The organism is Methylacidimicrobium cyclopophantes, assembly GCF_902143385.2.
In the GTDB taxonomy this organism is placed as follows: domain Bacteria; phylum Verrucomicrobiota; class Verrucomicrobiia; order Methylacidiphilales; family Methylacidiphilaceae; genus Methylacidimicrobium; species Methylacidimicrobium cyclopophantes.
The window spans coordinates 1-23,009 of sequence record NZ_CABFUZ020000089.1; the positions used below are offsets into that span (position 1 = coordinate 1).

The window sequence follows — 23,009 nt, forward strand, 5'->3', positions numbered from 1 at the left end:
CTCGGCGGCCGGCCCGATCGCTGCGGCAAGCCCTTGTCCATGGCAAGCACGGGCTCGACCTCTCGGCAGACGCTTTCGACATCTATCTCGAGTCGTTCGCAGAGCTTCCTAAGGAGATCAGGAACCCTTTGAAGGCGTTCTGCTTCCAGTTCCGCGCTGAAGAGCAGATCTACGAGCAAGGCGCGTTGTCTGGAAGGATCGAGTGAAAGGGCAATCTCCACCGTCTCTTCGTGCGTGCCCAACTTTTCCGAATGCCGCTCGAAGACGTCACACACCACCAATCGCGGCACAAGCCGAAGAACGCAGCCGAGGAAGAGATCGCTGAGATCGACGTCGGTTCGTTCGGCGGCCCTTTGGCTTGCTTGCGAAACGAATGAGCGACAGCTCATTCGGATGAATTCTGTTCGCTGCTTTTCGTTTTGCTTCCGAATGCTTTCTTCGCTGAGAGCCGCGTGCGCCTTGCGAGCGAAGGAGTGGCCCCGCCGTTTGAGCGCCAGGAGAGCTTCTTCCTTCAGCAGAAGTTGATGAATCGTTCCCACCGGACTTCGAGCGAGGTAAAGGCGTAGCTTAGATCCATTGTCTCGTTGGAGCTCTTCCGCCAGAAGAGAGCTCCATCTTCGTCCCGCATGGTCCCACGGGCACTTTGCCTCTAAATCAATATATCGCGATTCTTGCATCAACTGCGCGGTACCCAAAACAAACTCATCGACCGCTTCCTTGTCGGAAAGTACCTCTTTGCCCTCGGCTTGCGCTTTCCGGCATCGCCGGTTCCAATCCGCCTCTCGCTTTCGCGCAAAGCAGTCCGGATCGGTGCAGACCATCGGATCGGCAATGTCGGAGTAGAGATCCGGAGCGTTCCCAGTGCGCCTTGGGCAATCCAAGCAAGAGGGGGTGTCGGGCAGGAGGTCCTGGCTATGAAGGGGAAAATCGGCTTTCCGCAAATCTAGGAGATAATGTTCGAGTACGAGCTTTGCGACCTCTGCCGTAGAAAGCCGTTTCGTCAACGCCTCCGACGTTACGAGGGAACGGAGCTCGGCTAGAGGAATCCGGGCAATGTACCAGCCGGTCCTTCTCCCCATCCTCCCGGTACGGATCGCCTCCTTGGCAGCCTCTGGAAGACGATTGAGCGAGAGCATCCGAGCGATGTAATCTCGTCCCTTGCCCACTACCGAAGCCGCCTCCCGCAAGCTCATCTTCCCCACGTCGATCAAGGCCTGGAGACCCGCAGCCTCTTCGATGGGATTGAGACCCGACCTTTGGACATTTTCCATAACAGCGATGCTGATCGCGGTCTTTTCGTCAAGCTCCCGGACAAAGCATTCCACCGTAGCGCGCTTGATTCTTCGGCAAGCACGCCAACGGCGTTCTCCGGCGACGATTTGATAGCTCCGGTCTTCCCGCGGCGTGACGAGAATCGGATGGATCAGGCCATGACGCTCGATCGATTGCGCGAGCTCTTCCAACTCTTCATCGGAAAAACTCTTTCTCGGATTGTGGGGGGAGGGGACGATCTGATCGATTGGAATGAGCTTGAGGCAAGAGTCGTTCATGCGATTTCCTCCGCAAGTTCCTCATCAAAAGGAGCAGTCCTGCTGAGTTGGCCCACACCCACTCCCAGGGGGAGGGGATGGAGGGCAGAACAGCGTTCCTGGCGCAGGAAGCCCAGTCTCATCGACCGCAAGGCCTTTTCCAAAATGCGCTCGACCCGTTGCCGAGTCAGCCCCATCCGCTTCGCGATCTCCCGGGAAGTCAAGGAGCGGCTCTCGGCCGCTCCTAGGCCGAAGGAGAGACAAACGACGTGACGAGCCTCTGGATCCAATTCGGAAAGAAGCATTTTGAGGATCAGCAACCGCTCTTCCCGCTCCCAATCTTCTCCTGTTTTCCTCTCTTCGGGAGCGGGCAAAAGATCGAGGGCGGTCCGGTCATCCTCATCGCCAGATCGTCCGAGCTGGACATGGAGACTCAGATCTTCCCGATAGACGCTGACGACCGACGCAAGGGTCGATTCCGAGCAGCCCGCTCGTTGGACGACCTCCTCCCATTCCAGTCCTTCTTCCAGCAGCCTCTCCATCTTTCGATAGGCGCGGAAGAGCCAGGCGGGCCGTCGTACGGGGCTCCGATGGGCTTGAGCGAACTCCCGGACACGATTGCCGATGTGATGCACGGCATAATCGAGAAAGCGGACACCTGTGGAAACCTTCCAACGGGCCAGCGCATCCACAACCCCGATCCAACCCACGTTTTCGGCGTCCGGCCACTGATCCGGCCTTCCGGGCAGATAGAAGCGCGCCGCTTCTCTCCGGGCAGCCTCCGTGTGGTCGCAGAGCCATCGCAAAGCTTCGGGATCGCCCGATCGAGCCGCCAAGAGCCAAGGTCGCTCTTCTGCGAACTGCTCTTCGTATTCCTTCGAATGTTCCCTTCCACGGACGATCCACCTGAGTCCTTTTCTCTTCCTTCGCACCACCTCCATATTTCTCCTCCTTCCTTTCATTTCCGAAAAGAGAGTCTCTTCGACAACAGACGTTAAATAAAAATTGAGAGAGTCGTATGTTACGTTTGTGTGATTTTTTTATCATAGTTATTATTACCAATTCCTGTTCAGTGAGTTCCCGCGAAAGCGACTTCAAGGACGCTCTCTGAGAGGGGCAACGCTCTCCTCGCCAAAATAGAAGCAGAAATCTATTTGTACCAAAGATATGCGAAACATCTACGCCTCGGCGCTCTCCGGCGCAAATAACGTTAAGAAGGGATAAAGACTTCCTGCCAGACGAGCCGAGTCATAGGAATTGCTCCCGAAATAGCTTATTCCCGGAGATCGCTCTATTCATGTTAACACTTCTTATTTGTTAAGTGCGAGTTGGGAGAAGCAGCCTCCCTTGTCTCAGGAGTCTCCTTTGTTTTCGCGAGGCTGACAGCTCGGAGCCGATCGACGCACAAAGGAGCCATGAAGCACAAATTTGTCGCCTTCATTGGCGCCATGTTGCTCTGGGTAAGCTCCGTTTCAGGCTTTGCGGCCGTTTCTCCAAAGGAGCACGCCGGCGATCCTCTGGATCGGGGGGTCGAATCGCTCAATCTCGCCGCGGATCGGGTGGGGCGCTGGTTCTATTGCCGGGCGCGACAATGGAATCACGAGATCACCCCGTTTTGCCTTGCGATCGCCATCGGGATCGCCGCATGGCGCATTGCACGCAAACAATCGATCGCCGAGTCCGCGGCCAACGTCGCTCTCTATCTTCTGCTCTCTCTCCTCTTGTTTCTCAAAGCGCCCGAGACGCTCTTCCACCCATCCAAGGGCCTTTTGTCGCACGCGGCACGGATCACCTGCGTCCGTATAGCCCGCCTCTCCCCGGAAGGCGCACAGGGCACGAACATCCGACAGTGGTGGAGAAATTGGCTCGGTCCCTGGAACGATCCGGACAAAAGCAAGCTCTCTCCGATCTATGCCCGGGAACGGGTCTTGGGTTTTCCCGAAGGGGGATCGAGCGCCCGCCGCTTCCTCGTCAATCAAACTCGGCAGGCCCTGGTGGCCGCGACCCATCGAGATATTCTTCCAGGCAAGAAGCTCGAAAGTGCGATTTACAGCCTGCTTCTTTTGTCGGAGAGAAAATTTCTGAAGCTTCTTTTGCTCCTCTGTCTGATGCTCCTCGGGATCGGCTTTTTTCTCTTCTCCGCGCTCCATCTTCTCTCTTGCGGTGGCAGTAGCCTGCTCTGGGAATTGACCATGGCGGCGGGGCTCGTCGCGCTTCCGGTCCTTTTGTTGAGTCCTGCGCCGAGGATCCTGCGAATTTGGCTCCAGATTTTTTTTGCCGCTTCTCTGCTGCCGATCCTCTGGCACTTCGTCTCCGCCACCTCCTACCTCGCTCTCACCACCCTTTACTCATCGGTCTTCGGAGAAAAGGGCCTTTTTGAGGAATTGCGGGAGACCGGGGCCGAAATGCTCAAGGGGTTGATAGGGAAAAAGGCCCTGCTCCTCACTTTCTGGTCTCTCGTCCCGGAGCGGCCCGGGTCGATCCTCTTGGGGTTATATGAGATCGTGGCGGAATTAATCGGATTCTGCACGGTGGCCGTCAGCGTCTGCTCCACCCTATTTCTGGGCGCGCTCCTTCCCTTGATGAGCCTCTGGTGGGCGCTGCGTCGGAAACCGGAAGCGGCGGATTCGCTGATCGCCGGATGGTGCAGACTGCATCGAGAGATTGCCCTGGTGGCAACGGCGCTGGGCTCTTGCCTGGCCGCTTGGTCCGCGGGGCTCGATCGCGAAGGGTTCATTCCCGCCGTCGCCCCGGACGCTTCGATGGCGAACGCCTTCGCCGGCTCCGCCAAAGCCCTCCCAGCCATTCCTGGACAGGGGAAGGAAGGGTTCAAGGAGGGTCCGAATCCACCTCTATCCTAATACCATTCGAGTAAAGCTCGAACCAATCGTGCTGCCAGCCGAGGATTCTCCGTAGACAGGCGCAACAACCGACGAAGGAGAGAGAAGGGAACACTTTCGAGCAAACGGGAGAAGGAGAATCTTGATGAGAAAGATCGGGATCGTCTGTCTTGCCGTGTTTTGGGGAGCGGGAGCATGGGCCGATCTTCCACCCGTTCGTCCCGAAGCGCCAGGAGTCGCCAGTCTCAGGACATCAAAGAAAACGGAGGTCGAAACAAGAAGCGTCGCAAACGAGAAGAGCGACGATCCATCCAGGTCGCACACGACCGCTCCACTGATTCCTTCAGACAGGTCGCCGATCGACGCCTCTGACGATGGAGAGCAAACGAACGGGTCGATCGAGAAGGGAAGCAAGGGTCCGCAACCTCCGGAAACACCAGATCCAGGAATCGTTCTCGATTTTCGGACACGCGAATTGATGGAGCTCAAGAGAATCGCCCGAGAGCTGGGGGGCAACCTCGTCATCTCGATCGAACCTCATGGCATTTCTCCGGAGGATCTCATCGTCCCGCTCAAGAACTCGGGGCTTTTCGAGGTCTCCGCCAAAGACGGAAAGATCTTTTTGGTCACTTCCAACGGCGAAGGGCAGAAACGAGAACTCGAACGGGAAATTGCAGCGCTGGCGCGAAGACAAGCGGCCCTCTTACGCAATATCGAAGTTCTAGAAGCGATGAAGGCGGAAGGAAAATTGTCCGATGCGAAGGAAGGCGAGAGAAATAGGCCCGAATCCAGCATCGCCGAGCAGGAGAGCCCTCCTGTGGCGCCTCCGAACGCCAGCGATCCTCGTTACCCGCTTCCAGTAAGGTGAGATGGCGCAACGGTATAGACGATTTTTTGCAAGCTGCGCCATCTTCGGCTCGTTCTTGGTAGCCTGGCACATTGGATCCCGGCCCCTCTCGGCTCGGGAAATTCCCGACCTCCTGGGCAACCCAAAGCAGACCGCGGCCCCGAAGACAGGGGAAGGGGGATGGCAAGACCCTTTCCCTACGAAGGAAGGTCTTGCGCCGCCGCCGCGTCCGCAACCAAAAGCCGCCGTGTCGGCGCCGGCGTCGTTGCGGAATCTCCTTCCGCAAGTCATGCGCAAAGCCTTCTATTTAGCGGATGGCACGGGATATTGGCTCGCCCGATGGATCCATCCAGACGGAGAGGAGAGTCCGCCAATTCCTCTCTGGATCGACTCGGAGGGAAATGGCCATTTTCTTTTTCAAGCCGCAGTGGTTTTGGGAGAGGATTCGCCGCTCCTCGTCCGGGCGCCGCGCATCTCTGCTTCCCAGGTTCTTAGCCTCTTCCGCGAAGCGGACGGAACATTCCTTCCGGTCGCCTCCGACGTCTGGATCGAACTTCCGAGAAATGCGGGTGAGAAGGAATTTCGCTGGACAGGGAAGGGGGCATGGCGATCGTCGACGGCGCTCATCCACCGCCGAAACGTCTTCTCCCCTTTCGTTCCCGCTCTGCAGAATGCAAGCGACCCAGAAATTCGTGCTTGTGCTTCCTTTCGCTGGCCGGATGTCGTCCTTCTCCACCTGCCAGGAGAACCCCCTATCCGAGAAGAGACGGAAGAGGTTGTTTCAGAATCTCGAAGCGCGGAATAAGATCGAAGCCGCGCCGCGAACGGACATTCGCAATCCACAAGGGGTTGGGGGAATCGCCACGGCTATAAAGCAGAGAGAATCGGCCATCCCTTCTCCGCTCGCCCATTCAGGGGAGATTCGGGCGGCAAGGCCGCTCCTGTCCTATAGCAGAATATATGAAAACAAACTTTCCGCCGTATTGGTCTCGAGCTTTCTTGGGTCTCCTGTTGGTGCTTTTCGTGCTTTCCGCCGCAGACACGCTCTGGGCGCAAGCATCGGTAGTGCCAAGCACGAGCGGAGCGAGCGGCTATTCCCAACCCATCGTCTACGCCCGACAGGTACTCACCGATTACGCGTTTCAAATCTCTCTGGCGATGCTGGTCTTTGGCGGGGTGATGTGGTTTTTCAATCGACCAGCATTCACAATCGGAGCTCTCGTAGCCGCTGGGGTGATTTACGGAGGGCCCCAATTGGCGAACGGAATTGCGCAAATGGCCAACTCTGGTGCCATGGGACAGCATTAGGGTGACCTTGTCGAGCTTCTCCGGAAGGATCTGCTTTCGGAAAGGGCTTGATGATCGTTTCTCAAAGAGCGGCAAAACGAAAAAAGATGAATTCTCTGCCGCTTATTCTCGCACAAACATCGAGCCTCTCGCAGCCGGTGATCTCCGTCATCCAGGCGGCCTACGAACAGATCCTGACGCCGGTCAGTTTGGAGTTACTCTCCCTCTACACGATCTACCTAGGGCTCTCGCATTCGATTCACACCGTTGAAATGGAGCGCTGGTTCGCTTTCTTTGCGGGCGCCCTAGTGATCGTGAGTGCGACGGGACTGGGACAAATCTTCCTCCAAGCTTTCTCGGGATCGGGAAGTCCATAAATCCGAGAACAACGATAAATGGCTTCTGGATGGGTCGCTCGTCAGGTGCAGTGAGCGCCATGCCCAAGAAAAGCAAGGCGCGTTTCGAATCCATGGAAGCTCATGACGAACCGCAGCCACGGCATGGTCGGCTTTCAACCGGCCTACTCATTCGCCAACCTGAGAGAGCGCCGGGAAACCAAGGAAGGGCTGCCTGTAACGCGCTCGGTGGTGTTGGCGAACCAAAAGGATACCTTCCTCGGTCTCGAAGGCCCCCTCATCTTCGTTCCAGCACTTGCCTTCATCACGCTGCATAAGATCACGAAGAACTTCTTCCTCTGCCTTATCGCCTTCATCGTGATCTATCTCTTCCTCCGCATCTACTTAAGCGATAAGCCGAAGGACTTTCTTAAACTGATGGCGGATTACCAGCAGTTCCCGAAGCGATACGAGCATCGCTTTCACAATGTTACGGCCCCGTTCGACCCCGCGACGCTTTTCTCCGAGCACGACTCATGAAGAGCTCCCTTTTCGCTCCAGCCCAGCGCATTTGGCAAAAACCGCAGCTTTTCAGCGCCAAGAAGGCGCGAACATTCCATGACTGGAGCGATGCCTGTCCGTACGCAGGACTCTACGATAAATATCTTATCGATAAGTTTGGAGCAGTTCATGGCTTTTATCGGACCTATTTTCCCCAAGCCGACATCGCCAGTCCGGAACGATTGACGGAGCTTCAGGAGCAGCTCCGCCTGATCCTAACGCAACTTCCTCCGGAAATTGCCCAGACGCAGCATGTCTTCACCTGCAATGGAGATTACGGCCCCATCCTGGAAGAGTTTGCGGGCATACCCACTCATCCGGCGACTGCTCCGATGCGAGAGAACAAGGCTAAGCGTCTATTCGACCGGATGTTTCGCCGCAAGCTCGTCTGGATCGAGACCCATACCATTCTCACCGCCGTTCCAAATCGCTACTCCGTAGGAATGGGAAGCGAATGGACGCAAAGGATCAGCGACCGTGGCGCGCCCGCAATCCAACGACGCCGGTTGACTCGTGCCGAGTTCGAAGCAGCGACCCACAGCCTGGAAATGGCGGAAACGGTCTTCGCCGATACGGCGCGCCGAGCGGGTGCCCGAATCAACGCGCTCGATGCGAACGGGATAGCCGACTACTTTTTTCGTCTCTGGAATCCCGGCCTCGCCGTAGAGAACGGCACCCGGATCAATTACGAATATAATCGGATGCCCTTCGTCGACTCCTGGATGCTCCAGGAAGTCCTCGTCGAACCCGATCATCTCCAGATCGGGGATTACGCCCATGGCTTGGTTTCCATGGTCGGTCTTCCATTGGAAACACGACCGAGAGACATGGAGCGATTGACCGTCGGCCTCCCATTCCGGGACGTCCGAGTCAGCTTAATCGTCCGGCGGACAAACAAATTGGCCGAGATGGAGAAGCTGCGAAGCCGGATCGACTGGGCCGACCAACGGATGCGAATGGGCCTGAACCTGATCGACTCGCTCTATAAGCCGCATGACGACCGGAAGGATTCGGGAGTCCAAAATATCGAAGCCTGGATGCAGATTGAGGAGGCGCAATCGCTCTTGAGCGATATCCGCTCGGGTGCCGACGACCTCCTGCAGATCCAGCTCACGATCCACTTTTGGCACAAAGATCCGAACGAGCTTCGTCGCCGAGCCAAACAGCTTCTCAATCGCTTCGGCGATCTCTCTCGCGCTCGCGGATGGATCGAGCGCTCGAGCCTCCTGCCTGTCCTTATGACCGAGATGCCGGGCATCTACGCTCCCTTGCTCCGGCCGCTGCTCGTTCGCGGGCGAATGGCCGCCGATCTTCTCCCGATCTTCCGAGGACTGGAGAGCGAGGAAAAGCCGGTTCACCTCTTTGGGAACACGACTGGGGGCCTGGTCGCCCTCAATCTCGAGGACAAGCGGAACGAAGGAGCCACGATGCTCTACGTAAGCGGGGTCAAGGGGTCGGGAAAGAGCGTTCTGGCGCAGCTGATCGTCCTCCGCCATCTCGCTCCCGACTCCATCCTCCTCATCATCGACAAGGGATCGAGCTACGATCGGCTGGTCGAGCTCGTTGGGGGAACGACGATCCGGCTCCAAGCGGATCGCCCGATCTGCTTTAACCCCTTCCAGGTTTATGTGGGCGCCACCGAGTCTGGAGAGCTCCGGGAGCCCGAAGATGCGGAACTCTCCAAGGTGATCAACTGCCTGGAGATCCTTGCAAACGCCGGCGAGGAGAAAGGCCTTTCGACCGAAGAACGAAATATCCTGGAAGCGATCACCCGGCAGACGTTTTCCAACGCGGTCAAGAATCGGGAGCGTCTTGTCACTCTCAGCGACTTCTCCCGCCAGCTCGCCTACCGCTCGGACGCGCGCTTTCTCGCGGAACGGCTAAAACCGTTTATCGAAGGTCGCTACCGATCCTGGTTCAACGGAGAGACCCAATTTCATCTCAAAAGCAGGGTGGTCCATTTCGATTTCGAGCATGTCTCCAAAGACGAAAATTTGGCTTCCGCGCTGATTCCCATGTCCGCGCTGTTCGTGAGCGACATGATTCTCTCGCATCCCGAGATCTTCAAGATTCTCGTCTTTGGAGAGATGTGGCAACATATCAACAACTCGACGACCGCAAACTTGATCGTCGATGCTTTCAAAACTTATCGGAAGAAGCGATGCGCCATTGTCGGCGAGTCACAGGCGATCCTCGATCTGACCGACAGCTCCAAGGTGGCCAAGGCGGTAATCCAAAACGTCGACACCTGGATCATGCTGCAACAGGGAAGTGAGCAGCATGTCGAATTCGCCGTAAGGGAACTCGAGCTGACAAAAGGACAGCGGGACTGTCTGCTCAACCTGCGGAACGCCGCGCGGCTCCACCCCGATGGAGAAGTCGAACTCTGGCGGGAGGCCTTTTATCTCCGAGGCAGAGGCGCCGATGCTCTGTCTGGGATCGTGCGGGTTGAAATCGAGCCGGAGGAATATTGGCTCACGACGACCACTCCCGCCGATCTTCCAGCTTGGAAAGCGGCTCGGGAGGCCTTTCCGAACGACCTCACCCAAGCCCTCGGAGCCTTGGCTCGCCAATTCCCAATCGGAGTGCGGGAAGAAGCGGCGAAGAGATCAAACGTTCCTCTGCGAGCGGCGGCGATTCGATGAAGCGGCTTCGCAGCCTCGTCCTGCCTCGATCGACAACGCTCTTGCTGTGCCTCTGGATCGGAGGCGAAGCGATCCTGCTTCCAGCGGCAACGCTTCCCGACGCGATCGATCGTGACCCGGTCCTCGCCCAAACTGGGTGGAAGGACCGAGCCTTGAAATGGCTCATTGCCTCGGGAAACTCCCGCGACTTTCTTCGAGCCGACTGGCTCGACACGATCCTGCTCCGGTTTCTTCAGAGGGAGGGGGGTGCGGCGCTCGTTCAGCGAGATCTCCTACGCGGGGATGGGCTCCTAGCCGATGCCCTGACCCAAGCTTTCGAGATCCTCCGAGTCGGAAGTCGGACCGCCCGGGAACAAGTCGAGGAGCTAGCGCGCGAAGGCCACTGCAGCCTTTGGACGAGCTTCTCCGCAAATCTACGGGCGTTGAGTGCAATCCGGGATTACTTGCTCACTACGCCATCCGATTACCCAGCCGCTCTCTTCGCGCTTGAAGCGTGGAAGCATGACGACCGCGACGCCTTTCCCGGATCCGTCATGGAGACGGCGATGCGCTGCCTTTTGCTCCCGCCCAAGAAGCCGGAAGGCCTCGAGGCGACGTGGGAGACAGGAAAAAGGCTGGGATCTCTGACTGGAGAGGGGGGAGGAGCACTTCTGCTTTTGACCACCTTTCCAAAGAAAGAGGCGACGTTTTATGACACTGTCTGGGAGATCGCTTGGCAGAATCTTGTCGAGGATCCTCCTCTTCTCAAGGAGTACCTCGAGCGTCTTCTCGTTGCGTCCACAAGCCGCTACTGGCTGGTGCGGACCCTGCAAAGCTCTCTTGGTTCGATGGAAGGGGACAATTTCGTCCGCCACTATTTTGCCATCGATTTCCTCCACCCGACTCCCATCGGCCGACCTAAGTGGCTCTGGGAGGCTTTGGTGGGTGCCCGAGCGGGCGGGGGCCTCCTTCCGCTGGCAAAAAAGAAGCTCTCTTCTCTTCTTTTGACGGATGAGCGCTACGCCGATTTTCTCCTCTGGCACCTGACCCGACCAGCGGAAGCCGCCGCGCAAGCGACTCGGGAAGCGCTGATCCAAGCACTTCGCCAAGAGGAAGAGATCGTCCGGAAGGCATTGGAGACGGTATGGGAAGGACAGATCGGACTGGCCACACAATTGGAAGAGTCCTCGTGGTGGAGCCTGTGCGGCGCAACTCGAGGAAAGAGTGCAGCCGACATCCGCCGAAGCTGCTCTCGGGGAGAGCTCGATCGCACCTCCCTCCTCTCGATCGGCGGCGTCCTGGCATCGTTTTTCGAAAGGGATGACTCTGCCTGGAGCTCGCTCTTCATGAATGGAGATGAGGGAACCGCGCAGAGCTTCCCCTTTCTCGCATCGGTTTTTCCAACCCTCGTGCAGATTATCCCAGAATGCGCCTTGGCTTGGAATGACACTCTGCTTCACAACGACCAGGAAGCTTTCGTTTCCTTCGGCCGATGGATCGCATCGCGTCCGCAATCCCGGGTGACGGTGCGCGAGTATGCCGCCTGGCTCCAACGGGCCGGAGACCAGATGCGGCAAGCTCTTGGAAAAGAGAATCCGGTCATGGGCGAGGAAGCTCAGGTCTTTGTGGAATCCTTTTCGCAGTGGGCAAGCGGAACCGGCTGGGAGTTCATCCTCCATCGGTTGCAGCGGGAGGTGGGGGTTGCACAGGAAATCCGCCGCCTCTTCCTGGTGACTTGGCGCGCCAACCCCGAAGAGTTTTGGCGAGGTTACGGTGGGCTCGCCTTCCTGCCCGGGGCCAAGAGCGCTTGTCAGCGTGCCGCAGACACTTTGGTCGCCTACGGCGGCCCCGAGGACGCGCTCCGCTCCATTGCCGCATGGGATTATGCGGTTGGGGACGCCTGCGGTCGAGTCTGGGATGTGCTCTGGGAGTCCGTTCCAGATCGCAACCGACTAGTTCAAGCCGTCCTCCATTCCGACGGGCTCAGCGATCTCAATAGCGTCCTCGTCACGGCAACCAAAAATGTCTTGGAGCGGCCGGAGGCACGATCGCTTGCGGAAAAGGTAGCCCGATCGCTCGGAAAATCGATCGATCTTCTCCGCATCCTAGCCGAGGATCCAACCGCCACGCGCGAGATCCTTATCCGCTGCCTTACCGATCCCTCTTTTCGGGAGAGTTGGGAGAGATCGGTCTTTCTTGTCGCAAAATTCGGTGATCAGTCGCCCATCATAGCACAATGGATTCTTTCCCGAAAGGAAGCACTCGACGGTTGGAACCATGCATTTACCGTCACCCTAAGAGACAATCCGCTCTTCCTTCGCGCGGTCGTCAAGCGCATGGCCCACGCGAAGGCGGGGGAGCTCACCTGGACCTCCGAGATGCGGAAGCTCGAGCAGGCGATCATGACAGCAATTCTCACCGACCGCCTCCTTTGGGAAAACCTAATAGAAGACAAAACGGGGGGCATTTCGACCTATGCACGAAAAAACATTTCGATTCCCTAAGAGAGGCGTCGTCTGTCTGGCTGCGGGTGTCCTGCTGGCAGGGTGCGCCAGCCAGCCCTATATGCAGGGGGATTCCACGGGCCAACAGGTAGCCGATAACGCCGTCCGCTACGGCTCGATGGCCGCCGCAGGCACAGGCGGGTACTTCGCCGGCAAGGCGATCGGAGGATCATCGACCGCGGGAGCCGTCGGTGCCGGCGTCGGGGTGCTTGGGCAGTGGGCGGTCAACAAGTTCTACGACAGAAAACGAAAGGACGCCTTCGCCCAAGGGGTGGCCGACGGGAAGGCGGAGCTAACTGCCCAGATCCTAAACGAAAAATGGAAAAAGGAGGCAGAGTATGCTCTTCCCCCGGAAGGAAAGAGAGTCGGCTATCCCAACTATCGAACGGCTTACATCCCCTCCCGGAAAGATCCGACTACCGGGGTGACCTATCCCGGCGAATACCAGACGGTTCCCGTCTACCGATAACCGCTCACGGAGGATCCTTGGTGAAGAAGATTCCTTTCTTCCTTCTCACGCTCAGCTTCGCCATCCTCGCCGCTGGTTGCTCTCACGAAGTCTACAACCAGTATGATAGCCCGACGCGCTCCCTGACCGACGCCGCCGTCCGTTACGGAAGTATCGGGGGTGCCGGTGCCCTAGGATACTTTGCAGGACGCGGGGCGGGGGGGAGCGGCACAGCAGGCGCGGCGGGAGCGGGCGTAAGCGCCTTGGGCGAGTATGGCGTAATCAAGTACTACGATAAACGACAGATGGACGCCTACAAAAAGGGGATTCCGGTAGGGAAGGCCCAAGCGTTGGCCGAACTCGCCCAAAACGAGGCCGAACGCAAAAAGTACGAGCTCTATCCCTACAACCGGCGAATCGATGATCCGAGCTACCGGAGCACCTACGTCCCCTCTCGGAAAGATCAGGCAAGCGACGTTGCCTATCCTGGGGCCTATCAGACTGTGCCGGTCTATCGATAGATCCAGCCGTCGCTCTTTCCCGGCGCTCTTACGACCGGAATCGACCCGGAGAAATGGGACGGAGCTTGACGATTCCTCCGGAAGGGATCAGCGATCCCTGCCTCGCTCACGAGGATCTCGAAGCGGAATGAAGCGATGGGCGTCTCGGGTTTCCTCCTTGACCTGATGGTCGAGGTTTTGGGCCGCCTTGCGCAGAGAAGGGTCTTGCCTACCGATTTCGTGTGCGAGGTGGCCGATGGTGTGGGCTTCTCTGCCCAATATTTGCTCGTCTTTCTGGATTGCCGCTCGATCCTGAGCAAGGCGCCTGCGGTCATCCCGAAGCCTCTTCCACTCTTCCGGGTGAAAAGCTCTGTCTCTCTGGGCACGGAGAAGGTCTTCTTCGTACTTCTTGTGGAGCGCAAGGAGCTCTTTACGGCTGCTCTCGAAGATGTGCAGATGCCTGCCAGCCTGAGTGACAATGGGGAGGGTGGGGGAGTGATCTCCCCGCGCTTTTTCGCGAAGAGAGCTCATGGTCCTTTGCGCATGGCTGAAGAGATGGGAGCCATGGCGTAGCGAACTATCGGAAGAAATGCTCGGAAGGTGGCTCGTCTCGCGATCCGCTTCCTTGGCCAAGATCTTCGTCTCCGTTCTCATCTCGGGATGCTCCTTGCCGAAGCGGGCGGCATCGCGCTGGAGCGACTGAGAATCGTGGCGGACGGTTTGCTCGTTCCCGCGCAGAAGCAGCCGATCGCGGCGCAGCTTTTCCTCGTCATTGGCCAAGCGTTCGGGATGAAAACGCTCATCTTTCTGCAATTGGGAGACATCGTTCACCACCCGTCGTGCCTGGTGAAAATATTTCTGCTCGTGCTCTTGGAGCCGACGAAACTCGGCTTCGAGCCGCTTTTCTTCCTTTGGCGTCTCGCCTCCGATTTCCTCGGATTGCTTCCGAAGTTGGTGAAAGGCTTCTCGGGCTTCCGCGGGAGTGGTGGGCGCTTCCCGCTTCAGCGTATCCTTCCGGCCAACCGGATGAGCAGAAGAGTGCTCCCGGGGTTTCCGGTCTTTATCGGCAGCCTTCATGAGATCGCCATACTCGTGGATCTCTTTTCGCAGTTCCGTGAGATCTTTTTGAAGCGTGTCGACTTTTTCGTTGAGCGTGGCCAGGAGGCGGTCGGAGGGGAGCGACTTTGGATCTTGGACCGTGGGTTGTTCGGTCTGGTCTTTGGATAGAGTGGCCGTAGGGGGTTTTTGGGTTGATTGGATCAATGGAACACTATCTCCTGTCTGGTATTGGTCGTAGAGTGGCGTAAGCAAGGAGCACTTTTTCATCAACTCTTTGTCGTCCCACTCGTTGAGCGGCTGGATAGAGAGCGGCTCTTGCTGCCGCTCCGCTTCGTCCTTCCGGTGGGGGGTATCGGAGAACGGGGGCTTTTCCCCACGAACCTCGTCCGACTTTGGATCTCGGCCCGTGGGTTGGCCGGTCTGGTCTGGGGATGGAGTGGCCGTAGGGGGTTTTTGGGATGAATTGTCCGATTGATGTTCCCGATTCCAGAGGTGTTTGGATACCCACTCCTGAGCCTTTTTTCCAATGGCTTTTGCGGCCGACCACCACTCCCTGAAGCTGTTGGCAGCCGCATCCAATTCTGCAATGTTTCGCTCGGGCATCTGCTCCTCCATGCTCCGCTTTGCTTCTTGGAGAAGCCCCATTCTCTCGGCAAGAAGCGTCTCCTCTTATCTTTGTTAGGCGATCGACATTCGCCGTGCATCCCCGTAGGAACGATGCTCCCTCCGTCTTCGACGCTTTCCCCATTCGCTCCGCATGCGGATCGCGATGCACCCGGAAGGGCAAGAGCGGCTTGGACGCTCCTTCCGGGACGAGACGCACCGTCGGCTAGGGGCGTCAGATCGCAAAGTTGACAGCAATCTTACATTTCGCCAAGGTGCCCAGGCCGCAATCCCCATGACGACGCTTGCGCCAACTGCTCCGCCTGTCGGGCGTCCAGGACGCCGGGTGGGAGAGGAGGCTCGGCGCGGATTCATGCGAGCCGCCGTGGGAAAAGGCCGTCCCGGTGGGCGAGGTCTGCCCCGCATCGGGTGGCTTCGAATCGCGACGATCGGCATCGTTGTCTGGGCCGTTGCCGCACCGTTCCGCTCGGCCGGAGGAGCGCTTGCTCCCGAGGAGCTTTCCGTCGAGGAGCCCTCCGTCGAGAAGGCGGCGATGCGGCTCACCCTGCGCCGCCTCCCGGATCCCGAGGAGGGATGGACCAAGGGGCTCGTGGTCGGAAGCTTCTTTGGCGGCACATGGCCGACCCCGCAAAGGGTTTCGGGAATCGCCCAGTCGCCGGCAGGACCTCAAGGCTCCCATGGCCAGACCCAGTCCCATACCGGCATCTTCACTGGCCCCTACCTCGGCTACAATTTCATGGACGATGGCCTGCGGCTGAGTCGGGATGGGAGGTGGAAGGCGATCCCGGGACTGCTTCTGATCTTTAACTATGCGGAGATGAGCTCCTCCGCGCTCTCCTACGATTCCTCCTCCGCTACGCCAACCGCTTCGAGCGGTTCGAGCCGAACCTTCCTACCGGAAATCGGAGGAGTCGTTCTTATCTCCAACCCCACCCGTTTCGTTCCATTCCTCGGAGCCACCGCCGGCGTTGCGCTTTCCTGGACCAGCGGGATCTCGGTCGTAGGATCTTCCGGAGAGGAGCTGGTGGCACCCGGCCAGACGGTCTTCACCTATGCGCCCTCGACAAAGGTGTTGGCTGGGGTCGCTATCCGAATCGTCCCTCATTGGAATTGGATCCTCGGATACGCGACTCGTTTTATCGCTCCGACCAGCTCAACGGTGGAAGGACTGCACCCGGACACGGTCGCCTCCCTCACATCGCGCACCGGCTGGTACCAGGATTTCGAAGGATTGGTCGCCCTTCAATATGACTTCGGTACCCTGCGACAGCAGCCTACCATGCCCTAGCGGCCGCTTTCTTTCTCAACGAGCCCATTCCCTTGAGAAGGGTCGAGAAATCTCGGCGAGGAATAAGAGAGTTTTGGCAGGCATCCAGAAACGCAAAGGTTTCTACAAAAGTCGAGTTTACTCCGGGGCAGGGCTAGATCTTCTCTCCTCCCGACCGCTGCGGAGCGAAGCAGGATCTCCCGCTGTGGGGGGTTCCGGCGAAGATGGATAGGTTACTCGCCGACCGACAATCCGTGCCCAGGGGGTGAGGCGATGGGGCTGGCTGTGGGTTGCGTCGAGGAGGTGCTCCACGGGAATGCCCCTGGCGAGGAGGCTGTCGGCGATGAGCCAACGGTGGCAGCGCCAGGGCACGGTTTCCGCGCAGAGAAGAACGAGCCGGATCTTCCCAACCTCCTGCTCCAGCCGATCCAATGCCAAAGAAAACTCCGGAGTCTCCATAGAGTCGGCAAAGCCGCGGAAGCTCGCATTCCGCCATGCTTGGTTTTTGGAATCCCGTTTGGGGTGGCGCAAACCTCCCAAGGAAGTCATATGCGTATAAGCAATATCGTGAGCTGCCAGCGCAGCAGAAAGGGTCTCTTTGTTGAATTGCGGATTGTGTCGAGAACGTGGAATGGTTCGGATGTCGACGACACGCTCAATCTTTTTGGATTGCAGAATCCGAAGAAGCTCCTCCAAGGACCGAGTGCCGTGTCCAAGGGTAAAGACGGGAGAGTCGGATGGGAGTCGCTGCGTGCTTTTCCGCTCCACGGAGAAAGATAGGTTTTGGAAAGGCCGCCGTCGAAGGGAAAGGGCTGATTTGGCTCGCGGAATCCGGATGGAGGTTTGGCTTTGACAGGGACTCTTCCTCGTTTCACCCTAGGCAGCGATCCGTGAGGGAGTCGATCGACGTATCCGCCATCCTCGTGACCTACAACAGCCGTCCGGTACTGGAGGGCTGCTTCCGTTCCCTACAAGCCCAAGAGGGGATCCGACTGGAGATTCTGGTCATCGACAACGCCTCCGAAGACGGGACGGCAGATTGGATCGCCAGCACATTTCCCGAAATCCGCCTCCGGAGGAATTCTCAGAACGTCGGCTTCGGGAAGGCCTGTAACCAGGGAATACGGGAGGCGAGGGGGGAGGTTCTCCTTTTCGTCAACCCCGACCTGCGTTTTCCGGATCCAGACGCGATAAAGCGGATGGCCGCCGTCCTGCTCGCCGACCGGTCCGTTGGGGCGGCTGGACCCGCATTCTTCGGGGAAGATGGCTTGCGGCAGTCGAACGCCGCCCACGACTATCCCAACGAACGCTGGACGCACGGAGAGCTCGGTCCCTTGCCGGGCGAAGTGGCGGCTCTCTTGGGAGCTTGCCTGGCTCTTCGTGCGGAGACAGCCTCGGAGATGGGAGGCTTTGACGAGGATTTCTTTCTCTACGGGGAAGACCAAGATCTCTGCCTGCGCCTGCGCAAATGCGGGCTGCGGCTCGCGTACCTCTCCGAAGTGCGAGCCTTGCATCTCGGCCGGCACAGCGAGCAGGGCACGAGCCCCCGGGAGTATTGGCGAAAAAAGCTGGAAGGAGAATATCTCTTTTATCGGAAGCATTATTCGATGCGCTCTCTTCGGCGGATTCGCATGAGCCAATGGGTGAAGAGTTCCTGGGAGCTCTTTCTACTCGGGCTCGTATGGCCCGTCGCCGGACGCGACAAGTCCTGGAAAGAGCGATGGGGAAAGTATGGAGCGATTCTGGAGGCCGCACTGGAAGGGAAGCAAACGAGCCGCCACAGAGGGATCGACCCCGCCGGGCAGTGGCGTCCGGCCTCCCTGGGAGCAAACCGGGAATGACGCAAGACTTCCAAAAGGATTTCGACGAATTTCTGACGTTGCTCGACAACGAAAAGCCGTTTGCCTTTGCCCGCTTTAACGACGGAGAGGCCCGGATTTTGGCGAATCAGCCGGTAGGTTGCAGACATGAATGGCAATACCGGCCGGAAAGGGATCTCCACTTCCGGTCGTCTCTCCGAGAGTCGCTCCGAGTTCGGGACGAGGCTTATTTTTACGGCCTTCCTTCCTGGGATATGAGCCCATGGATGCACGATTTGGTCCGCAGCCTCACCACTGCGGATCCAAGCCGGCTGACCTTTGCCGCCCTCTTTGCCAATGGGAATCATGATCGCTTTCTTGAGGAGTTCGTTCCCCGCTTCCGCCGGACGAGCCGGCCCATCGTTTTCGTAGGAAATGCCCGCCTCTCCCGTTCTCGCCTCCAGGAAGCTCTCGGCGTTTCCGATTTTCTCCCTCTTCCTGGAGACTGCGTCAAATTGTGGAAGAGCAAGGAACGGGAGCTCCTCGACATTCTCGATCTGAAGGCCTCGCTCTTCCGGGGAGCACTCTTCCTCATCGCCGGGGGACCTCTTGGGAAGATCCTCATCCATGCTCTTTGGCGGGTCTCGCGGGAAAACGTCTATCTCGATGTCGGATCCGCCCTCGATCCGCTGCTTTTCGGGAGACCGACGCGCGCCTATCATCGCGATCCCGCGAATCGGGCCCTCATTCCTTGCTGGAAGCCGTTGGAAGAGGGGGCGGCACTATCGATGACGGTGCAACCGCCTCGGGAAAAACAACCAAGCTCATGACCGATCCAGAAAAGCCGCGGGTTACCGTGGGAATTCCGGTGTTCAACGGAGCCCGCTTCATCGCTCATGCGATCGAAAGCTCGCTGGCGCAAAGCTGGCAGCCGATCGAGGTGATCGTGGTGGATGATGGCTCCACGGATCGGACTCCGGAAATTCTCGAGAGCTATCGCGACCGGGTCACCATCCTCCGCCAATCGAATCAAGGGGCGGCGGCGGCAAGAAACCGCGTCCTTCTGGAAGCCAAAGGGGATTGGATTCAATACCTGGACTCGGACGACTCCTTGAAGCCGTGGAAGATCGAGCGGCAATGGACCGAATGCTCGAATCCAAACGCCGATGCAATCCTCTCGCCTCTTCTCGAGGAGCGGTGGGCAAGAGGAGAACCGCTTCCGATTCGGCAACCGGAGGACGAAGGCGACTCCGACCCGATCGTCCGATGGTTTCAGCGGAAAAACCCGCAGGTGGCCGCAGGCCTCTGGAGAAAGCAGGCGCTTGTGCGTATTGGAGGGTGGAACCGTTCGGTGCGCTGTGCAACCGAGGACAACGAACTCTATCTGCGGGCGCTGCAGGCCGATTTTCTTTTCGCTTGGACGCCGACTGCCGGTGCCGTCTATCGAGCCGACTGGTCGCAGGAGTCGTTCTCCCACCGGAATCACGTGGAACTTTTTCAAACCGAATTGTCGCTGCTCGACAAGATGGCGGCATGGCTGCAGGAGCGCCAGCAGTGGACGGCTGCTCGGAGAGAGGCGGCGGCGCAGGCTTACTTTCAGGTGCTGCGGGAGATCGCGAAAGACGACCCGAAGAGGGCGGCGCGGCTCTACCAGGGGCGCAAGAAAGCCGGGCTTGTCTACCCCTGCGGGCCAAAAGCGTCGCCGGCCTATTGTGCGCTTTACGGCCTGTTCGGCTTCGAGGGAACGGAGCGCATCTGCCGGGCGGCCTCCCGACTGCGGCCGTTAGAAAAGCGCTTCCGAGCCCTCAGGAGTCTGAGCGTCGGAGAAGGGGCGCCGGAAGGCAAGAAGTAGGCGGAGAGATCCGCCCGCAACGAACGGCTTGACGGAGCACATGGATTTGCCCTCTATGTGCAAGTTGGCCTTTTGGAAGGGAGATGCCGGAATGCATCATGTCGTATACCAACCGCAAGAGCGGGGTGAACGGAGACTCTACTTTCTCGATATTCGCGCGGGATTTTTCACTCTGTTGGCAGATCGGTTCTGGTTTCCAAAGATCTTTCTTGGCGGCCTGTTGCTGATCAATCCGATCCTTTTGGCTTTGGCCCCAAAGCTGAGCGGTGGGTTCGAAGACCATAAGTCCCTCCTCTTCGCTCTGCTGGCCATCAATGTCGGCAGCTTCTGGTTCGCCCTAGGATTCACCTACGAAGTTCTGCGTAGGGCGCGGTTCGGAAAGCCCCAGTTGCCGGAATGGAGTCCGGCGATGCTCGGCCAATACCTTCGCGAGGGTGCGGTGAAGTTCACCATAGCGCTTACCACCCTTCTGCTTCCGCTGATCCTTTGGGTAGCATTGAGCTATTCAGTCTTCATCCGACTTCTTGGACTGCCTCCCAACCTACTTTCGCTCTTCGTCCCTCTGGGGAGCTGGCTGGTCGTACCTTTTTGCGCGGTTGCTTGTTGCCGCTGGCTCGACGGCGCATCCGTGCTCTCCTGCGCTCTCGATTACCGGGAAAATTTCCGCCTTTTTTGGAAACGGCGCGGGGACTTTCTGATCGCTTCCACCTTCTTGGCCGGACTCAATGCCATCCTGATGTCCCTGTTTTATACGATCCCCTTTGCGCTCTTTTTCGGGCTCTGCCTTGTCGACACGTGGTTCGGCCCGATTTACGCTTCTACCGTCGACAGGGAGGTCGGCTCGATCGCTTCGGCGGATTCGCCGAATTCTTAGCACGCACGGCACCGATCTGTGACCTCCTTCGACTCGGCTGCGGCGAATCCGATCGATCCGGCCGTGCTTGAGGCGATGCTTCCTTTTTTCCGGGATTCCGCGAATCCGGCGAGCCTTCACAGCGCGGGAGCTCGGGCCCGCCAAGCCTTGGAGAAGGCGAGGGAAGCCGTGGCAGCCTTTCTCGGGGCCTCCCCGGGAGAGATTTTTTTCACTTCCGGAGGAACGGAAGCGATCAACCTCGCCATCAAAGGATTTTACGAAGCGAACCGCGATCGCGGCAGCCGCATCGTTTCCACCCCGGTGGAATCCGCCGCCGTTCTCCGATCTCTCGATTGGCTGCAAGGGCAGGGGGCGGAGATCATCTGGCTTCCGGTCGACCGCGAGGGACATCCAGATCTCTCCGCACTGACAGAACTCCTCACATCGGGAACCATCCTCACTTGCATCCAATGGGCAAACGGAGAAATTGGCACCATTCAACCCATTCCGCAGATCGCCCAAATTTGCGAGGAGGCGGGGGTAGCCCTCTTCTGCGATGCGACGGCGAGCGCGGGCTGGGTCCCGATCAACCTGCGGCAAACCCCGATTCCCCTTCTGGCGATCCACTTTCGCGGATGCGGAGGGCCGGTGGGAGTGGGCGCCCTCTACAAACGAGAGGGAATCGCCGTGCGCCCGCAAATTCACGGAGGTCCTCAAGAAAAGGGATTGCGTGCCGGTACGGAAAACCTCCCAGGAATCGTCGGCGCGGGCAAAGCGGCGGAGTTGGCCGCCGAGACTCTGGCCGCTTCGGCCCCTCGTCTTCGCCTCCTTTCGCAAAAACTCTGGTCGGAAATCTGCAGCGAGATTCCGGATCTCCAATGGCACGGCTCTCCCATAGGCGAGGGGCGTCTGCCGCACCACCTCTCTTGGAGTGCGGAAGGTGCGGAAGGTGAGGCGCAGGTGCTTGCTTGCGACCTCAAGGGTCTTGCAATCGCCGCCGGGCCGAGTTGCATTGCTAAGTCCTTGCGGGGTAGCCAAGTGCTTCGATCGCTCGGGCTTTCGCAACGCCTGGCGATGACGGCCGTCCAGGTGACGATGAGGAAAGAGATCTCGGAAGCGGATCTGGAGTATTTTTGCCGAGTCTACACGAAGGTCGTGGATCGATTGCGGTCGATGTCGCCGACTTGGCACACGGGGAAAGGGCAGCCGCTTCCGGGGCATTCCGCCGGAGAAACAAGCCGGTGAAGGCCCCCCGACATCCTGTGGCAAGCCGTGCCAATGCCGGGAGCGGATTTGCGAGGAAGTCCTGGCCTCGGCGGTTGGCGATTTTCGCCGCTCTTCTCAGCGGCGGATTTCTCTTCACATTCCCTGTCGACTTTTTGGTCTACCGGATCGTGCAGCAGATCGACAGGCCGGTTTTGGAACGAGCGGCGGAGCAGCTCAGCTTCTGGGGAGATTATTGGCCCGGGAGCCTCCTCGTCTCGCTTTTGCTCTTTATCGGGAGCCTGGTAGTCAAGAGTCGTCGAGCTCGATTGGCCGCCTTAGCGAGCCTCCTCGCCGCCACCGTCGCCGGTCTCACATTGGACTCAGTCCGCTTTTCCGTCGGCCGGCCTCGACCGTATGCCACTTTGGCCGCGGCAACCCTTCGACTCGGCTATCGGCCGGAGCCGAAGTTCTCCTTCGGAAGAACTCGTCCGGACACCCACCTTCCCGACGGATTCTATGGCCCTCTCGGTATCCACATGTTCCAAGATTTTCCTTCGGGGCATGCAGCGTCCTCGACCGCCACGGCAGCATGCGTTCTCCGTCTCCTTCCCGAAATCGGCATCCCCATCGGCCTTCTCGCTGCGGCTGTCTGCTGGTCCCGGTTGGAGCTGCGCCAGCACTATTTGTCGGATGTCACTGTCGGCGCGATCTGGGGAACCTTCTGGGGGATCCTCTTTGGGACGCTTTTTTCCCGTGGTCGCCCCATTTCGTTCGGCGAGCAACTCGCTTCTCGGTTCCGGAACGAAAAGAATCTTTGAACGGAAGGGGTGTTACCCGCGTTTCAATTATAGAAACCTCGAACGAATCGTTTTCC

21 protein-coding genes are annotated in these 23,009 nt (G+C 58.6%); 17 read left to right on the plus strand and 4 right to left on the minus strand.

Going from position 1 to position 23,009, the window contains the following annotated elements; all coding sequences use genetic code 11:
* The coding region (locus tag FN369_RS02830) for a ParB/RepB/Spo0J family partition protein (RefSeq protein WP_142524697.1) at positions 1-1,550 on the minus strand (1,550 nt) is incomplete at its 3' end.
* The gene (locus FN369_RS02835) at positions 1,547-2,470 is read right to left on the minus strand and encodes a sigma-70 family RNA polymerase sigma factor (RefSeq protein WP_178087634.1); all 924 of its coding nucleotides are present in this window, start codon (positions 2,468-2,470) and stop codon (positions 1,547-1,549) included. The genes FN369_RS02830 and FN369_RS02835, both read right to left, overlap by 4 nt.
* 474 nt (positions 2,471-2,944) lie before the next feature.
* Here FN369_RS02835 and FN369_RS02840 point away from each other — a divergent pair, with 474 nt between their 5' ends.
* The 10 genes from FN369_RS02840 to FN369_RS02885 all read left to right on the plus strand — a co-directional run bounded on the left by FN369_RS02840 (position 2,945) and on the right by FN369_RS02885 (position 13,496).
* A complete protein-coding gene (locus tag FN369_RS02840; protein WP_142524699.1) occupies positions 2,945-4,390 on the plus strand; it encodes a hypothetical protein in 1,446 nt (481 codons plus the stop codon).
* Between the two features lie 457 nt (positions 4,391-4,847).
* A complete protein-coding gene (locus FN369_RS11030) occupies positions 4,848-5,237 on the plus strand; it encodes a hypothetical protein (RefSeq protein WP_178087635.1) in 390 nt (129 codons plus the stop codon).
* Position 5,238: 1 nt separating this feature from the next.
* Complete coding sequence (locus FN369_RS02850; protein WP_178087636.1) at positions 5,239-6,021, plus strand: hypothetical protein; 783 nt, start codon at positions 5,239-5,241, stop codon at positions 6,019-6,021.
* Between the two features lie 155 nt (positions 6,022-6,176).
* Entirely contained in the window at positions 6,177-6,524 is a 348-nt protein-coding gene (locus FN369_RS02855; RefSeq protein WP_142524701.1) for a hypothetical protein, read from the plus strand.
* An 86-nt stretch (positions 6,525-6,610) separates the two neighbouring features.
* Positions 6,611-6,880, plus strand: coding sequence for a hypothetical protein (locus FN369_RS02860; protein WP_142524702.1), 270 nt, complete (start codon positions 6,611-6,613; stop codon positions 6,878-6,880).
* Positions 6,881-6,982: 102 nt separating this feature from the next.
* Positions 6,983-7,378 (plus strand): hypothetical protein, encoded by a 396-nt coding sequence (locus FN369_RS02865; RefSeq protein WP_142524703.1) that lies wholly within the window; start codon positions 6,983-6,985, stop codon positions 7,376-7,378.
* The gene (locus FN369_RS02870) at positions 7,375-10,044 is read left to right on the plus strand and encodes a VirB4 family type IV secretion system protein (RefSeq protein ID WP_142524704.1); all 2,670 of its coding nucleotides are present in this window, start codon (positions 7,375-7,377) and stop codon (positions 10,042-10,044) included. The genes FN369_RS02865 and FN369_RS02870 overlap by 4 nt, the downstream gene beginning before the upstream one ends.
* Entirely contained in the window at positions 10,041-12,527 is a 2,487-nt protein-coding gene (locus FN369_RS02875) for a hypothetical protein (protein ID WP_142524705.1), read from the plus strand. The genes FN369_RS02870 and FN369_RS02875 overlap by 4 nt, the downstream gene beginning before the upstream one ends.
* The gene (locus tag FN369_RS02880; RefSeq protein ID WP_142524706.1) at positions 12,499-12,996 is read left to right on the plus strand and encodes a hypothetical protein; all 498 of its coding nucleotides are present in this window, start codon (positions 12,499-12,501) and stop codon (positions 12,994-12,996) included. Before FN369_RS02875 ends, FN369_RS02880 begins: the two co-directional genes overlap by 29 nt.
* Positions 12,997-13,016: 20 nt before the next feature.
* Positions 13,017-13,496, plus strand: coding sequence for a hypothetical protein (locus tag FN369_RS02885; protein ID WP_246189505.1), 480 nt, complete (start codon positions 13,017-13,019; stop codon positions 13,494-13,496).
* Between the two features lie 87 nt (positions 13,497-13,583).
* On the opposite strand, the gene FN369_RS02890 is transcribed toward FN369_RS02885, so the two are convergent.
* The gene (locus FN369_RS02890; RefSeq protein ID WP_150003887.1) at positions 13,584-15,179 is read right to left on the minus strand and encodes a hypothetical protein; all 1,596 of its coding nucleotides are present in this window, start codon (positions 15,177-15,179) and stop codon (positions 13,584-13,586) included.
* A 331-nt stretch (positions 15,180-15,510) separates the two neighbouring features.
* Between FN369_RS02890 and FN369_RS02895 the strand changes: the two genes are divergently transcribed.
* Complete coding sequence (locus FN369_RS02895; protein WP_142524708.1) at positions 15,511-16,446, plus strand: hypothetical protein; 936 nt, start codon at positions 15,511-15,513, stop codon at positions 16,444-16,446.
* Positions 16,447-16,563: 117 nt separating this feature from the next.
* On the opposite strand, the gene FN369_RS02900 is transcribed toward FN369_RS02895, so the two are convergent.
* Positions 16,564-17,193: a DUF488 domain-containing protein gene (locus FN369_RS02900; protein WP_142524709.1), complete on the minus strand. Its 630-nt coding sequence runs from the start codon at positions 17,191-17,193 to the stop codon at positions 16,564-16,566.
* 122 nt (positions 17,194-17,315) lie between these two features.
* Between FN369_RS02900 and FN369_RS02905 the strand changes: the two genes are divergently transcribed.
* The 6 genes from FN369_RS02905 to FN369_RS02930 all read left to right on the plus strand — a co-directional run bounded on the left by FN369_RS02905 (position 17,316) and on the right by FN369_RS02930 (position 22,953).
* On the plus strand, positions 17,316-18,266 hold the full coding sequence (locus FN369_RS02905; RefSeq protein WP_178087637.1) for a glycosyltransferase family 2 protein: 951 nt from the start codon (positions 17,316-17,318) through the stop codon (positions 18,264-18,266).
* The gene (locus tag FN369_RS02910) at positions 18,263-19,054 is read left to right on the plus strand and encodes a hypothetical protein (RefSeq protein ID WP_142524711.1); all 792 of its coding nucleotides are present in this window, start codon (positions 18,263-18,265) and stop codon (positions 19,052-19,054) included. The genes FN369_RS02905 and FN369_RS02910 overlap by 4 nt, the downstream gene beginning before the upstream one ends.
* The gene (locus tag FN369_RS02915; protein ID WP_142524712.1) at positions 19,051-20,076 is read left to right on the plus strand and encodes a glycosyltransferase family 2 protein; all 1,026 of its coding nucleotides are present in this window, start codon (positions 19,051-19,053) and stop codon (positions 20,074-20,076) included. Before FN369_RS02910 ends, FN369_RS02915 begins: the two co-directional genes overlap by 4 nt.
* A 91-nt stretch (positions 20,077-20,167) precedes the next feature.
* A complete protein-coding gene (locus FN369_RS02920) occupies positions 20,168-20,950 on the plus strand; it encodes a DUF4013 domain-containing protein (RefSeq protein ID WP_142524713.1) in 783 nt (260 codons plus the stop codon).
* 18 nt (positions 20,951-20,968) lie between these two features.
* Positions 20,969-22,174, plus strand: coding sequence for a cysteine desulfurase family protein (locus FN369_RS02925; RefSeq protein ID WP_142524714.1), 1,206 nt, complete (start codon positions 20,969-20,971; stop codon positions 22,172-22,174).
* Entirely contained in the window at positions 22,171-22,953 is a 783-nt protein-coding gene (locus tag FN369_RS02930) for a phosphatase PAP2 family protein (protein WP_178087638.1), read from the plus strand. The genes FN369_RS02925 and FN369_RS02930 overlap by 4 nt, the downstream gene beginning before the upstream one ends.
* The last annotated feature ends 56 nt before the right edge of the window (positions 22,954-23,009 follow it).